We start from the raw sequence: 13,399 nt of genomic DNA, 5'->3' as shown, positions 1-13,399 counted from the left end.
GGTTTTTGAATTAGAAATTGATTCTGGTTCCTATGGATATGGTTCTTGGCACCGGGTACGATTCGCCATCGCGGCCGGGACTGATCACATCGTTACCGTTATTGGTACGGGCAGCGTTGATCTCGGGGTTATTACCCGGATATTTGGTGAACAAAAACGCGTTATCCACACTCACGAAAACCTTGGCATCAAAGAAATTCTTAATCCGCGGAATGGTATAGCCCAGCGTGATATTTTTGATCCACATATAGTTACCGCTGTATACATATTTAGAATTTGATTCGCGGGTGAAATAATAGGTATTTGAACCCGGCCATTTACCCGAACCCGGATTTTGCTCGGAACGCCAGCGGTTTTGCACATCTGTTAACACGTTAAACACCCCATCAATATTGGCCAAATTCATTTCAACCGCACGGTAAATCTGGCTACCATACGAGCCGTTAAGCAACATGCTCAAATCGAAACCTTTGTAGCCAACATTCCAGTTCCAGCCCCAGGTAAACTTAGGGTTAGGGTTGCCTATCACCACCATATCCTGCGTATCATAGCTGATCACGCCATCGCCGTTGCCATCAAAGTACTGGTAGGTACCGGGTATGTGGTTAGGGTTATGCGGCGAGCCGTCAATTTGCGCCTGGTTTTGGTAAATGCCCAGCACTTTAAAACCATAGAACATACCAATTGGCTGCCCAACTTCGCTGATGTTATAACCATCGTAAAAAGCGCCGGTTAAAAGGGCGTTCCTGTCGCCGTCAATTTCGAGCACCTTATTGCGGTTAAAGGAGATATTGAAACCGGTGTTAAAGGTTACCTTACCGTATTTATCGCGGTAGTTGATACCCAGTTCCACACCCTTATTTTGCAGCTTACCTATGTTGGTGATAATGTTACCGAAACCGGCTACAGCAGGTATCTCTACACCAAGCAGCATATTGGTGGTCAGCTTTTTGTAGTACTCGGCATTCAGGCTTATTTTACCTTGCAGCACGCTTACATCCACACCAATATCCAGTTGTTTTGATTGCTCCCAGCCCAAATTGGTATTAGGGAACGAACCGATGGTAGCGCCCGGCACCACGGTATTGCCAAACACATAATTACTGGTGTTGATATTAGCCTGTGACGTATAATTACCGATGTTATTATTCCCGGTGATACCATAACTGGCCCTTAGCTTAAAGTCATCCAGCCAGGTAAATTTAGGGAAGAAGTTCTCCTGCGATAAACGCCAGCCCACTGATGCCGACGGGAAACTACCCCAGCGGTTATTACTGCCGAAACGGGAGCTTGCCTCGCGGTTAAACGCCGCGGTGAACAGGTATTTATCTTTGTAAGAATAGTTGATACGCGACAGGAAACTCTCGATAGTAAATGCCGACATACCCGAACTGCCATCGCGCTGCGCCGCGGCCGATACGTATTCTACCAAATCATCAGGGTACTGGTTGCCGGTAGCATTGCCTGTGTTAAGCGTATTTTTTTGAAAGATGTGTCCTACGGTAACTTCCAGTTTATGATCTTTAAGTTCGGGTGTGTAGGTTACAAGGTTATCCATCCCGTAGTTTAACCCGTTATAGAAATACTCGCCGCCTCTTGCCTGGCGTGGTGGCGGACTGTTAAAGCCCGCGATGGTTGACGGCGTAAAATCGTGGTTACGCATATCATCTATCATCCCGTTAATGTTGGTTCTGATAGAGATTCCTTTTATTGGCTTAACATCGATATAGGCATTAGCCGTAAGGTTGCTTTTATATTGTTTATGCAATTCCTCCTTGAGGCGCTGTACCGGGTTAGGGAAACCGAAGATATTATCGTGCCCGCCAATGTAGCTATTGTAAGTACCGTCTTCGTTGTATACCGGTTCGCGCGGATCCATCAGCAAGGCCTGGTCAACAATGTTGCTGCCGAAGCCGCCTGCAATGGCATCACTGTTTTTTGCCCATGAATAAGCACCCGAAAGGTGCAAACCAAGGTTAATGTATTTGCTCGGCCTGCCATCTAAATTGGCACGTGCGGTAACCCTGTTAAAGCCGGTATTGATAAGCGCGCCACTCTGGCTAAGATAGCCCAGTGAGATATACGAACTTGATTTTTCGCCGCCATTGGTTAACGATACATTGTAATCGCTAAACGGGGCATTTTGGTTCAATATCTCTTTGTACCAGTCGGTTGATGTTTTGGTTTGATCCGGAAATCTGAAATCCTCGGGGATCTCGCTTTCTAAAGGTTCGCGCTTTTGAAAATACCTGATCTTGTCAGAAAACACATCCTTTTGAAACTGCGCGAATTGCTGTCCGTTGAGTACATGCACACGGCGCGAATCGGGCACGTTGGCAAAACCATTATTGGTTGTTACGCTCAATTTACTGCCCTCTTTTTTACCGCTCTTGGTAGTGATTAACACAACCCCGTTGGCACCTCTCGATCCGTAAACCGAAGTTGAGGCGGCATCCTTTAAAATGGTAATACTCTCAATATCATTTGAGTTTAAGGAGTTACCCACATTGGTACCTACCGGGAAACCATCTACCACATAAAGCGGATCGCTGTTTGCGCCCAATGAGCTGTTACCACGTATTTCAACCTGTAGCTCCTGCCCCGGCTGCCCGCTGGTTTGCTTGGCTACCACGCCCGGTGCCTGCCCCTGTAATAATCGCCCCACGTTTGAAGCCGGTATTCCCTGCGATTTCGACAGATCAACCTGCGATACCGCACCCGTGATATCCGCCTTGCGCTGCGAACCGTAAGCAAGTACCACCACTTCTTTGAGGCCCTGCATAGAGGTGCTCATTTTAATATTGATCTTAGTATCGGCACCTACACTTACACGGCGTTCGTTGTAGCCAATGTAGCGTACCGAAAGTACAGCGCCTCTGGCGGCGCTGATAGAAAAGTGCCCGTTAACGTCTGTTTGGGTTCCGCCGGTAGTGCCCACCACTGTTACCGTTGCCCCTATAATGGGCTGCGCGTCCACTGAATCAGTTACTGTTCCGGAAATTGCTGATGTTGTTTGCGCTATTGAAGGCGCACAAAACCATAGTAGTATCACTAAAGTTGCAAGCATTCGGCCCGCACTATCAAGTAAAGCTTTACTGTTCATAAATTATTGGTTTTTTGAAAATTGGTTATCGTTTTTAGGTACTGAAATATTGAAGCACTGGTAATTTCACCATAGGCGTTACTATTTTTTTATTTACAAATTGGGTTGCCCAAAAGGCAGTAGCTGTTTATTTGGCTAATTGGTACTGCCAAAAGTATTTGAATGGCAAGCCGCTAAAAATGGAGGATTTGACAAAACAGCTGTAGATTTTGATTCGACACCAAATAGCTTATTTTCAATACATTATACCAGATGCAACTATATAATAAGGAAGGCACAAGCCGCCATAAAAAAATTAACAATTTGATATTTCGGCTGCATTTTTTGACATTATTAACCATGCCTCAGAAATGATTATTAGCTTTAACATTTGTTGGTAACCGCTGTTACCTTAGCTATAAACCTGGAAATAGTTTTTAAAAAAATCTGTAGGCTTAACCTTAATTGGTTAGCTTAACTGATATTGATTGTTTATGATTAATTTTTTCAAATACCTTCCGGTTAGTAAAGAGGATGAGGATTGGGGGCTTACCGTTTTAAACGCGGGCTGCACGCATATTGAAGCCACCAACGATTATCCTTTTAAGAACCACCCTGCTCACCATAACTTTAACTGGAGCAGCTGGCGGATACTACAGGAATACCAGATCATTTACATCACTAACGGACAAGGCGTATTTGAATCGGAAAATTTTAAGCAAACCATCATCAAGGCCGGAACGCTGATCGTACTTTTCCCTAACGAGCGGCACCGCTACAAACCCGATAACCATACCGGCTGGGATGAGTATTGGGTAGGTATAAAAGGCGATATTATTGATAACCTGCTCCGGTCGGGCTATGTTAAACCCGAAAGCCCTTGCTTGTACATTGGCTTTAACGAGAGTGTTTTTAGCCTTTATAACTGCATTATTGAAAACACCAAGCTGGAAAAACCGGGTTATCAGCCCCTCATATCCGGCGCGGTACTGCATTTAATAGGCACCTGCCACGCGCTAACCAAGCAAAGTGCGGCGGGCAATAAAGAGGAAGAGCATATCATCAATAAATCAAGGTTATTGTTCAGGGCCAATATCAGCAACGCCTACTCGCCGGAGCAGGCCGCACACGAATTGAACGTGGGGTACTCGTGGTTCCGCAAGCTGTTTAAGAATTATACGGGCCTTTCACCGGGGCAGTATTACCTGCAATTGAAAATTGATAAGGCGAAGGACTTGCTAAGCAACAGCAACGTACCCATCAAAGAGATATCGATAGAGCTGAACTTTGAATCGAGCTTTTATTTTTCGAAGATATTTAAAGAGAAAACGGGTTTAAAACCAACCGAATACAGAAAATTAAGTCATGATCTATTATAAAACACCTGCCACCTATTGTTACCATATGAAATTACTATTTACCTTTTTATGCACCCTGATATGCCTCACGCCTGCCTTTGCGCAAATAAAAAACTTTGATGCCAAGGGTCGCCAGGCTATACGCTTTAGTACTGCCGGAGATGCTGTAGACGCGCACGATGGCGAGATAGCGCATTTTAACGGCACCTATTATTTATACGGCACCAGTTACGATTGCGGCTTTCAGTGGGGAAACAAGGGCGCGCCGTTTTGCGGTTTCAAGGTGTATTCGTCAACCGACCTTTCTACCTGGACAGACCGCGGATACCTGTTCGATGCTAAAACGCCTGTATGGCAATCGCGTTGCGATGGAAAAACCTATGGCTGTTTTCGTCCGCATGTGATATATAACCAAAAAACAAAGCTGTATGTGCTGTGGATAAATGTATATGATAACGTGGTTGGTTACCGGGTATTTACCGCCAAAACCCCTATCGGCCCCTTCACCGAAGTAGCTGAACCGCATTTGGCCGTAAACAGCGACATGCCTGCCGCCGGCTTAAACAACGGCGACCATGATACTTTTATTGACGACGATGGCACCGCTTACCTTGCCTATACCGACTGGCGCAAAAAGGGTTCTATCGTGATAGAGAAACTCACTGACGATTATCTTTCGGGTACCGGGGAGCACGTGGCTTCGGTAAGCGGCGAACAAACTGAAGCACCCGGATTGTTTAAACGCAAGGGCATTTATTATGTAGTTTACAGCGACCCTAACTGCGGTTATTGCTCGGGCACGGGTACTTCGTACCGTACCGCGAAATCGCCTTTAGGGCCATGGTCTGATGCAGTGAAGATCAGTGATAACTCCTGCGGGGGGCAGCCATCTTTTGTATCGACCATAAAAATAAACGCCGAAACCGTTTACCTGTACGGCAGCGATCTGTGGAACAATGCCGCCAAGAACGAAGCGCTGGCCAACTATTACTGGGCACCGTTAACATTTACTGCCGATGGCGCTATTAATCCGCTTAAATGTTTGGAAACTTATAAGCTACCTAAAAAGGTAAAATCGCCCGTACAGACCAACCTGGGCAATTCCACCGGGAGCGATGATTTTAGCAAACAATGCGATATTGCCGCTTCACTGCAAAGGGCACAAACGTTCACCGCCACCAAATCGGGTCTGTTGAGCAAATTGAGTTTTACAGCTTTCAAAAACAACAACCCGGATAAAGAACTCGTAGTGTCTGTCTACGCCACAAACGGCAATTCGCAACCGACTGGCGAGGCCTTGTACAGTGAAACCATAGCGGATCAATCTATCGGCTGGTCGGCTAAAAATATTTACGTAAAGCCAAATTTGAAGGTAAAGAAAGGCACGAAGTATGTGATTGTATTAAAATCGGCCGCCACAACGGGTTGCTACGGCGTTACCCTAAGCGACCTGACCAACTTTACCGGCGGCAACGCATTAACAAGCAGCGATGATGGTAAAACTTTTAAGGCAAATGAGCATGGAGTGTTGAAATTTGAAACGTTTGTGAAGGGCGGGAAGTAGCAGAGGCTTACAGTAATATTACCATAACCGTAAGCGCTTTTAATTTAATGATAGCTACTTTTGTTTATGGTTCAACAACAAACACTTGACGATTATTCGCCTTCGTTTCCGATAACGCAGCAAACCTGGCGGCAAAGCGGCGGGCATTTTGTTGCCTTGCGGCTTGATGACTTTACCCACGAAAATATAGCGGCTACAACAGTTTACAGCCGTAAAGACTTTTATAAGATTTCGCTGATAACAGGCCATGCCAGCTATTATTATCTGGATAAAGAGTATTTGATTGAACCGGGAGCATGCGCGTTGATTTTCACCAATTGCGAGGTACCCTACCGCTGGGAAGTGCACACCGGTACATGCGGTGGTTACAGTTGCATGTTTACCGACGATTTTTTGCCCCTGCATACTTATCACCGCCCTGCTGATTGGTCGGTTTTCAATGCTAATGGCCAATCTGTATTTCGCCTTGACCTGAAAGAACGAGAGCTATTTACCGCTATGTTTCAAAAAATGCTTGCAGAACAATCATCAGATTACCCGCATAAATACGACCTGTTGTTTTTATATGTACTGGAGTGCATCCATGGTGCTCTCAAACTTGAACCGCAGGCAGAAACGCACGCGCAAACAGCCGCCGACCGCCTTACGGAAGCGTTTAAAACCTTACTGGCAGATCAATTCCCCTTAGTTACACCATTGCAGCAATTACACTTGCGCACGCCACAGGCATTTGCCGATAAACTGGCCGTGCATACCAATCACTTAAACCGCGCGCTTAAAACCGTAACAGGCAAAACCACCACGCAGTTATTAACCGAACGCATAATGCAGGAAGCCCGCGCGCTGTTACTGCACTCCAATTGGTCGGTTAGCCAAATAAGTTATAGTTTGGGGTTTGATGAGCCTACGCATTTTACGCAGGCATTTCGTAAACATACGGGGCAAATACCAACGGCTTTACGGCAGATGGTTTGATTTACGTCAGCAATGGTTTGATTAAGGCTAAACGGAAGATATGCGGGCCGATACTTTTGTGAAGTAATTTAAATAATAAAAATAATCTTAATGAAAACATGGTTCATAACCGGTACCTCGTCTGGCATAGGGCGCGTACTTACCGAAAAATTATTAGAACAAGGCCACCGCGTGGCAGCTACCGTACGCAAGGCCGATGCGCTGAACGATCTTAAAACCCAATATGCCGACCAGCTTTGGATAGCCACATTGGATGTTACCGATACTGCCGCTGTAAAAAGCGTAGTAAACAAAGCCTTTGCAGAGTTAGGCCACATTGATATCATTGTTAACAATGCCGGGTACGCGCTTTTCTGCGCCGCAGAAGAGGCTGACGACGAGCAGATACGCCATCAGATAGACACCAATATTATTGGCTCCATACAGGTGATCCGCGCGGCATTACCGCATTTGCGCAAACAAGATGGCGGCCGCATTTTACAGCTATCATCGGCCGGAGGCCAAACTACCTATCCTAACTTCAGCTACTACCACACCACCAAATGGGCGGTTGAAGGTTTTTGCGATACCCTGGCACAAGAGGTTGCTCCGTTTAACATTGGTGTTACCATTGTAGAGCCCGGCGCGCATAAAACATCTTTCGCTACCGCGATGGTAGAAGCACCGTTTATTGAAGCCTACGAGAACACACCCGCCCACGATGTACGCCGGGCCATAGCCAACGGCGATTTCCCGATAAATGGCGATGTAAACAAATCTGTGGAGGCAATTATAAACAGTGTAGAAGTGAGCCCTGTGCCAAGGCGATTAGCGCTTGGCCGTGATGCTTATACTGATATGCGGGCCTCATTAGTAGCGCGCCTTGAAGCTTTAGACGCGCAAAAAGAGCTTGCCTTATCCTGCGAAATAAGCGATTAATCATTACACAACACAAGAGCCGTCTTCTGCAACAGAAGGCGGCTCTTGTGTTGTATAAAATGTATACCGGGCTAACTTCAGTTTGAAATTTTACGTGCCGAACCGAACGAACTTATAAAATTGAGCGCGGCTATCAGGTTGCCGCCTTTGGTGGTTGTGCCGTCGAAATTTCTGCCTAAGGCAAAGGTGATCTTTTTGTTCGTGCCGATATCGTACTCGGTATTAAATACTAACCGCCACGAAGGATCTATGGTACTTTTTGAGATCACGCTGCGATAAATAGCCTCGGTACTTAATACAAACCGCCCGGCCAAACCATTGTACAACAGCCTTAACCCCGCATCGTATGTTGAGATATTTTTGATGGCCAGCACATCGTTGTCATCGGCAAATACCTTATCGGGCTGAAACAGGAAACGGTTTATACCCATAATTGAAAGGCCGTTATTGCCGCCCTCGTATCCACCGGTTAACCACGCGCCCGCTTTGCTAACGGTGCTGTTGCTAAAGCGATCGTCGGGAAAATCGAGCACCATACCTGCCGAAAAATCAAGGAAAGCGCCGATACGTTCTATCTTAAAGTCGCTGGCTATCTTCTTTACAGTATTGAACGCTTCACGATCTGCCAGAAGGGTATTACCGGTCTCGTTAATACTCTCTACTAAAGCAGCACGTTTTAAGTTTAACCGCTCCAGTTCGCTTTTACGCTTTTCAGCATCCATAGGCGTTGTAAACAGGGCCTTTATCGAATCTTTGGTGAGTTGCAGCTCTTTAGCATCGGGGTTTTCTCCTTTTATTTTCAGGTAATCTTTTAACAGTACCTTCTGCTGTGCTATGAGGTCGTTATAAGTTTGGCTTGTTTTAGCCGAAAACTTAGGCCTTACTATTGCAAACTTGATGCCTATCCCCATTTTTGATTGACGCAGGCTATCAACATCTTCCATCCCCTCGGGCCCAACATGTGTATAACCGATGGAGAGTACCAGGCTCTGCAAGAACACATCGCCAAACTTTGTTGAATTGAACTTATCTAAACTGATAAGGCTCTTTTTTACGATGTAAACGGGAGCGATTTCAACCGCGTAACTATTGGGTAAGGTGGTAAAATTTTTGGTTGAGTTTTGTAAGGAGAGGGCAAAGGCGTTAACATCTGTAGGCCGTTCAACATCACTCGGACTTAAACCCAACATATTGAACGCGGGCGAGGCCGGCGACTTCAGCACATCTAAATTAACGGTGGTATCAATAGGCGTGCCCTGTGCCAATAATTGATTTGACCATGCGGCTATGATAACAAACAGGATAAATATCTTTTTCATAACAGCTGTTGGTGAAAGAAAATGTCAATATCATAAGCTACCGAATCGCCCTCGCCTTGTACTGCCCGCTCCATTTTCGCCTTAAAGGGCTGGTTACCGCCCCTTATCGCAAAATCAAGACTTGTTACATCGCTATCCTTACTCACATCTGTAATAATAGTAGTAACCGTGAGGAACTTGTTCTCCACCTCTTTATTAGTACCTACCACAAACCCAACGAGCGAGCCGATGATCTCATCGGCCAGCACAATGCCATCCAGCTTTATTATTGAGATACCGGATTGCCCCATCGCCCCTATTATAAGGTCAATGATCACCTCGCCGTTTCCCCCGTTTACGATATACTCGTCCGTAAGCGAAGTTCGAGACTTTAAATCAGCCATTACACTTTCTTTTAAAAATTGTTCATCAATAAACTTTACGAGCAGAACTTTCGGGGTAATTCTTCTTAAAAAAAGATCGTTTACAGGCAGGGGTTATCAGCCACTGTATTTGCTGCACAAAATAGTAATTTCTTTACACTTGCAAGAAAAAATATTTCTTCAATAAAAAACACTATCAACTAACTATCAAAGCATTACAACTCCATATAAATAACAAAAGGGGAATACTAATTATAGCATCCCCCCTTGTTATATGAGTTAACGAAGCGGCTTACTCCGCGTGTTTTTTAAGCCACTCTAAACGGCGCTGATCTGCCAGGTGTTTTACTTTGAAATTTTCAAACTTGGCCTCGAAACCTTTTCCATCCGGCGAAGCTGCCATCAGGCCCACTTGTACCGGGTGGTTATCCTGCAAGTTGGCGTTGCGGGTCATGATGTAGGTTACGTCGTCGAACGAGTAAAATATCTCTACGGCATCCAATCGTCTCACTACTTTTATCCAGATGAAAGGCGGAACTTTGTCCAGTGTGGTTACGCTCCAGTCGCTGGTGTGGTGGGTTACTACGGTGCTTACGTTAAACTTACCGTCAACAAATTCCACACCTGTTTTTATATAGTTCTCATGGTCAACACGAATCATCAGGCCCATTTGGTCGAAACGGGCTTTGTAGCCGCCGGTTAGTTTTACTTTGGCTTCAAACTCACCGCCGTAGGTGGTATAATAAAACGGCGCGTCGTCAACGGTAAAACCATAGTGTGATATGCGCCAGTAGTCGCTTTGCGGCGTTACAGTCATGGTTAACGCGTTATTTTTGATATCCCATTTTTCGGGTTCGTTAAACCACTGCATCTTATCTAAACTTTGTGCCGATGCCGTGTGCACAGCGCCTAATGCAAGCATACCTACTAATAGATTTCTTGTTCTTTTCATTTTTGTTGATTGATTTATTATTGTTTACGATTTATGTTTCGGGTTGATCATTTTTGTTTTTTGTAGCCAATGTTGTACGATATAGCCATAGCGCAGTCAACTATTTGCCGGGCTATATGCGGAATGTGCTCTTCGGGCAGCCTGCCTGCCGGACCGGAGGTCCATACGCAGGCAATCACGTTATTGGTTTCGTCAAATATGGGTGCGGCAACGCAGTGTACCCCCATTACGGTTTCGTTGATGTCGGCCGCGTAACCGTCGTGGACTATCTTCGCCAGCTCCTTGCGCAGCACATCTTTGTCGGTAATGGTATATTCGTTGATCTCGTCGAGCTCAATATTATCTATCTTATCCTTTTGTTCTTTTGGCGGCAAAAAGGCCAGCAATACCTTACCGGGCGCGGTAGAATGCAGGCTGAAACGCATGCCCTGTTTCAGCAGGAAAACAAAATCTATGGTGCCCTGGTACTGGTGCAGCAGTATGGCTTCCTTATCTAACAGGGTACCAATCATTATCGACTCGCCAATTTCATCACGCAGCCTGATCATGTGTTCTTTTGAGCGCTCAATAATATCATAGCCGCTCACCGCCGAAAGCCCCAGCATCAGCAACTTGCGTGATAGGTAGTACTTCAGGCTATCCAGCTCCTTACCAAGGTAATTTAACCCATACAACGTATTGGCTATTTTGTATACCGATGATTTCGGATATTTCAGCAAACTCACCATTTCTTGCAGCGTTAAGCCCGTAGGGTGAGCCGCCAGTAACTCCAGCACCTCCATCGATTTTGCTATCATCGACCCGTTATTTGCCTCTTTATTATCCATTTTGATTACAAATGTGAACGCTTTATTTTTTCGTCTCCAAATAGGAATTTAATCTATATATAGAAACCAAAAATAGCTTTTAAAATGATTTTGACAAGGATTTCAGCTTAAATTGATGCCGGCAAGACCCTTAATTAACAATACAGATACCGATTACATCCTCAATTATTTACAGCGAAAACCTTTTATATTAGCGACACCCAAAAGCTATGTCACAATGCGGCTTAGTCACTTTATAAAAAATACATTTACGCCTGCTATCAGCTGCCTGTTATTTTCATCGTGCGCTACGATGCTTGAGGAGCGTACCAAAACCTTTACTGTACATACAGTAAAGCCTGCAACTGTTATTGTAAACAAAACATTGGTTACCACCAAGCGTAACAAAGCAAAATTTACGGTTGAAAAAGCCAACAAGCCATTAAGGATAACCGTGATTACGGATAGCAGCAAACAAGCGATAAATATTCAACCTGCAACATCTTTTGCTTATTATGCCGATATGGCTTTTTTAGGATCGGGCCTGCTGGTAAAAAACAATCCTAAACGATATACTTACCCATCCAATATATACATTGAACCGGGAGATACCTCATTAAGGTATACTACCTTACCGCCCCCATCCAGGAAAGGGGACTTGCTGCTGCATTTTTCTTTACCCTACGTAAACATATTTAGGTTGCAGCCAAAAAACGAAGGCGTAAAATCAAACACCGGCTTTATAGGAATCTCACTCGGGCTTGATTATTACCATAGCCAAAAGCAGTTTATCAGCCTCACAGCAGGCGGCGCAATAGATTTCATGGCACCTGTACCTGCAGCAATTCGAAGGGGCAGCGGGTATCGGGATATGCGAACACTATGGATCGGGCTGGATAATAACCACAAGATCAACCGCTTTTCGTTGGGATATGGCTTATCATACAGCAAAAATATGTGGATACAATACCAGGGGAGAGATTCGACAAGTACGGCACTACCACATATAAATAAAACCAATTATGCTTTGGGCCTATTATTTACAGGCTACTGGCAAATTGGCAAAACATTCAATTTAGGCCTTATATACCGACCAAGCTTTATAGGCATAGGCGCGCACAACACAAGCAAGTATGAGCACCTCATCAGCCTCGACCTGGCCTGGAAAATACCTTTATAGTATTTATCTCCTACCCGAATAACTCGCTGCTTAAATATCGGTCGCCACGATCGCAGGCTATAAATACGATGGTGCCTTCGGTTAGCTCTTTAGCAAGGCGGATAGCTGCCGAACATGCGCCGCCGGTACTCATCCCGGCAAATACGCCTTCTACTTTGGCTAATTCGCGAGCCATTAGGGTTGCTTCGGTTTCGGAAATGTCCATCACCCTGTCGACCCTTGCCGGATCATATATTTTAGGCAGATAAGCCTCCGGCCAGCGGCGGATACCCGGGATGGATGAGTTTTCTTCGGGCTGGCAGCCCACTATTTGAATATCGCTGTTTTGTTCTTTCAGGTATTTTGAAGTACCCATTATAGTACCGGTAGTACCCATTGCGCTTACAAAGTGGGTGATGCCACCCTGTGTGTCGTTCCATATCTCCGGACCGGTTGTTTTGTAGTGCGCCAGGTAATTATCTTCGTTGGCAAACTGGTTGAGCAGGAAATAGCCATCGGTAGCGCCTTTTTCTTCAGCATAATCGCGACAAACTTCCATGTTCTCCAGCAATGTCACCTTAGCGCCGAAAGCTTCCATAGTAAGTGTACGCTCACGGGTTGAGCTTGATGGCATAATCAACTCTATCTCCAGATCGAACAAGCGGGCTATCATGGCCAGCGCTATGCCGGTATTGCCACTGGTAGCTTCGATGAGGCGCATGCCCGGTTTTATTTCGCCCCTTTCAATAGCGCTGCGGATCATGTTCAGCGATGCCCTGTCCTTAACACTGCCGCCGGGGTTATTACCTTCCAGCTTAGCATAAATATGCACGTTGGGGTTAGGGTTAAGCTTGGTGATCTCCACCATTGGGGTATTGCCTATCAGATCGATTATTCCGGCCAT

General features: G+C 45.4%; 11 protein-coding genes. 5 read left to right on the top strand and 6 right to left on the bottom strand.

The window, feature by feature from the left end; all coding sequences use genetic code 11:
- Positions 1-10: 10 nt before the first annotated feature.
- Entirely contained in the window at positions 11-3,103 is a 3,093-nt protein-coding gene (locus AC07NA_RS10860; RefSeq protein ID WP_494897591.1) for a SusC/RagA family TonB-linked outer membrane protein, read from the bottom strand.
- A gap of 473 nt (positions 3,104-3,576) precedes the next feature.
- Here AC07NA_RS10860 and AC07NA_RS10855 point away from each other — a divergent pair, with 473 nt between their 5' ends.
- The 4 genes from AC07NA_RS10855 (at position 3,577) to AC07NA_RS10840 (ending at position 7,897) form a co-directional block, all read left to right on the top strand.
- Positions 3,577-4,461 carry an AraC family transcriptional regulator gene (locus AC07NA_RS10855; protein ID WP_494897590.1) on the top strand — a complete coding sequence of 295 codons (885 nt, stop codon included), beginning with the start codon at positions 3,577-3,579 and terminating at the stop codon, positions 4,459-4,461.
- A 25-nt stretch (positions 4,462-4,486) separates the two neighbouring features.
- Positions 4,487-6,004: a family 43 glycosylhydrolase gene (locus tag AC07NA_RS10850; RefSeq protein WP_494897589.1), complete on the top strand. Its 1,518-nt coding sequence runs from the start codon at positions 4,487-4,489 to the stop codon at positions 6,002-6,004.
- A gap of 66 nt (positions 6,005-6,070) precedes the next feature.
- Positions 6,071-6,979, top strand: coding sequence for a helix-turn-helix domain-containing protein (locus AC07NA_RS10845; protein WP_494897588.1), 909 nt, complete (start codon positions 6,071-6,073; stop codon positions 6,977-6,979).
- Positions 6,980-7,069: 90 nt separating this feature from the next.
- Positions 7,070-7,897, top strand: a complete 828-nt coding sequence (locus AC07NA_RS10840; RefSeq protein ID WP_494897587.1) for an SDR family oxidoreductase — start codon at positions 7,070-7,072, stop codon at positions 7,895-7,897.
- Between the two features lie 77 nt (positions 7,898-7,974).
- On the opposite strand, the gene AC07NA_RS10835 is transcribed toward AC07NA_RS10840, so the two are convergent.
- From AC07NA_RS10835 to AC07NA_RS10820, 4 genes are all read right to left on the bottom strand, one after another.
- Complete coding sequence (locus tag AC07NA_RS10835) at positions 7,975-9,216, bottom strand: hypothetical protein (protein WP_494897586.1); 1,242 nt, start codon at positions 9,214-9,216, stop codon at positions 7,975-7,977.
- Positions 9,213-9,599, bottom strand: coding sequence for a hypothetical protein (locus AC07NA_RS10830; RefSeq protein ID WP_494897585.1), 387 nt, complete (start codon positions 9,597-9,599; stop codon positions 9,213-9,215). The genes AC07NA_RS10835 and AC07NA_RS10830 overlap by 4 nt, the downstream gene beginning before the upstream one ends.
- A 271-nt stretch (positions 9,600-9,870) precedes the next feature.
- A complete protein-coding gene (locus tag AC07NA_RS10825; protein ID WP_494897584.1) occupies positions 9,871-10,530 on the bottom strand; it encodes a DUF1349 domain-containing protein in 660 nt (219 codons plus the stop codon).
- A 47-nt stretch (positions 10,531-10,577) separates the two neighbouring features.
- Entirely contained in the window at positions 10,578-11,357 is a 780-nt protein-coding gene (locus AC07NA_RS10820) for an IclR family transcriptional regulator (protein ID WP_494897583.1), read from the bottom strand.
- A gap of 217 nt (positions 11,358-11,574) precedes the next feature.
- Between AC07NA_RS10820 and AC07NA_RS10815 the strand changes: the two genes are divergently transcribed.
- Positions 11,575-12,516: a hypothetical protein gene (locus AC07NA_RS10815; RefSeq protein ID WP_494897582.1), complete on the top strand. Its 942-nt coding sequence runs from the start codon at positions 11,575-11,577 to the stop codon at positions 12,514-12,516.
- Between the two features lie 10 nt (positions 12,517-12,526).
- Here AC07NA_RS10815 and cysM read toward each other — a convergent pair whose 3' ends face one another.
- Positions 12,527-13,399 (bottom strand): cysteine synthase CysM, encoded by an 873-nt coding sequence (cysM, locus tag AC07NA_RS10810; protein ID WP_345210334.1) that lies wholly within the window; start codon positions 13,397-13,399, stop codon positions 12,527-12,529.

It is taken from the genome of Mucilaginibacter sp. GW821-FHT07G05 (assembly GCF_059418565.1).
This window is presented reverse-complemented; position numbering and strand designations above follow the sequence as displayed.

Bases quoted from the DNA above. Each gene is read 5' to 3' on its own strand.
- AC07NA_RS10860 (WP_494897591.1), bottom strand. From the start codon at position 3,103: ATGAACAGTAAAGCTTTACTTGATAGTGCGGGCCGAATGCTTGCAACT.
- AC07NA_RS10855 (WP_494897590.1), top strand. From the start codon at position 3,577: ATGATTAATTTTTTCAAATACCTTCCGGTTAGTAAAGAGGATGAGGAT.
- AC07NA_RS10850 (WP_494897589.1), top strand. From the start codon at position 4,487: ATGAAATTACTATTTACCTTTTTATGCACCCTGATATGCCTCACGCCT.
- AC07NA_RS10845 (WP_494897588.1), top strand. From the start codon at position 6,071: ATGGTTCAACAACAAACACTTGACGATTATTCGCCTTCGTTTCCGATA.
- AC07NA_RS10840 (WP_494897587.1), top strand. From the start codon at position 7,070: ATGAAAACATGGTTCATAACCGGTACCTCGTCTGGCATAGGGCGCGTA.
- AC07NA_RS10835 (WP_494897586.1), bottom strand. From the start codon at position 9,216: ATGAAAAAGATATTTATCCTGTTTGTTATCATAGCCGCATGGTCAAAT.
- AC07NA_RS10830 (WP_494897585.1), bottom strand. From the start codon at position 9,599: ATGGCTGATTTAAAGTCTCGAACTTCGCTTACGGACGAGTATATCGTA.
- AC07NA_RS10825 (WP_494897584.1), bottom strand. From the start codon at position 10,530: ATGAAAAGAACAAGAAATCTATTAGTAGGTATGCTTGCATTAGGCGCT.
- AC07NA_RS10820 (WP_494897583.1), bottom strand. From the start codon at position 11,357: ATGGATAATAAAGAGGCAAATAACGGGTCGATGATAGCAAAATCGATG.
- AC07NA_RS10815 (WP_494897582.1), top strand. From the start codon at position 11,575: ATGCGGCTTAGTCACTTTATAAAAAATACATTTACGCCTGCTATCAGC.
- cysM (WP_345210334.1), bottom strand. From the start codon at position 13,399: ATGGCCGGAATAATCGATCTGATAGGCAATACCCCAATGGTGGAGATC.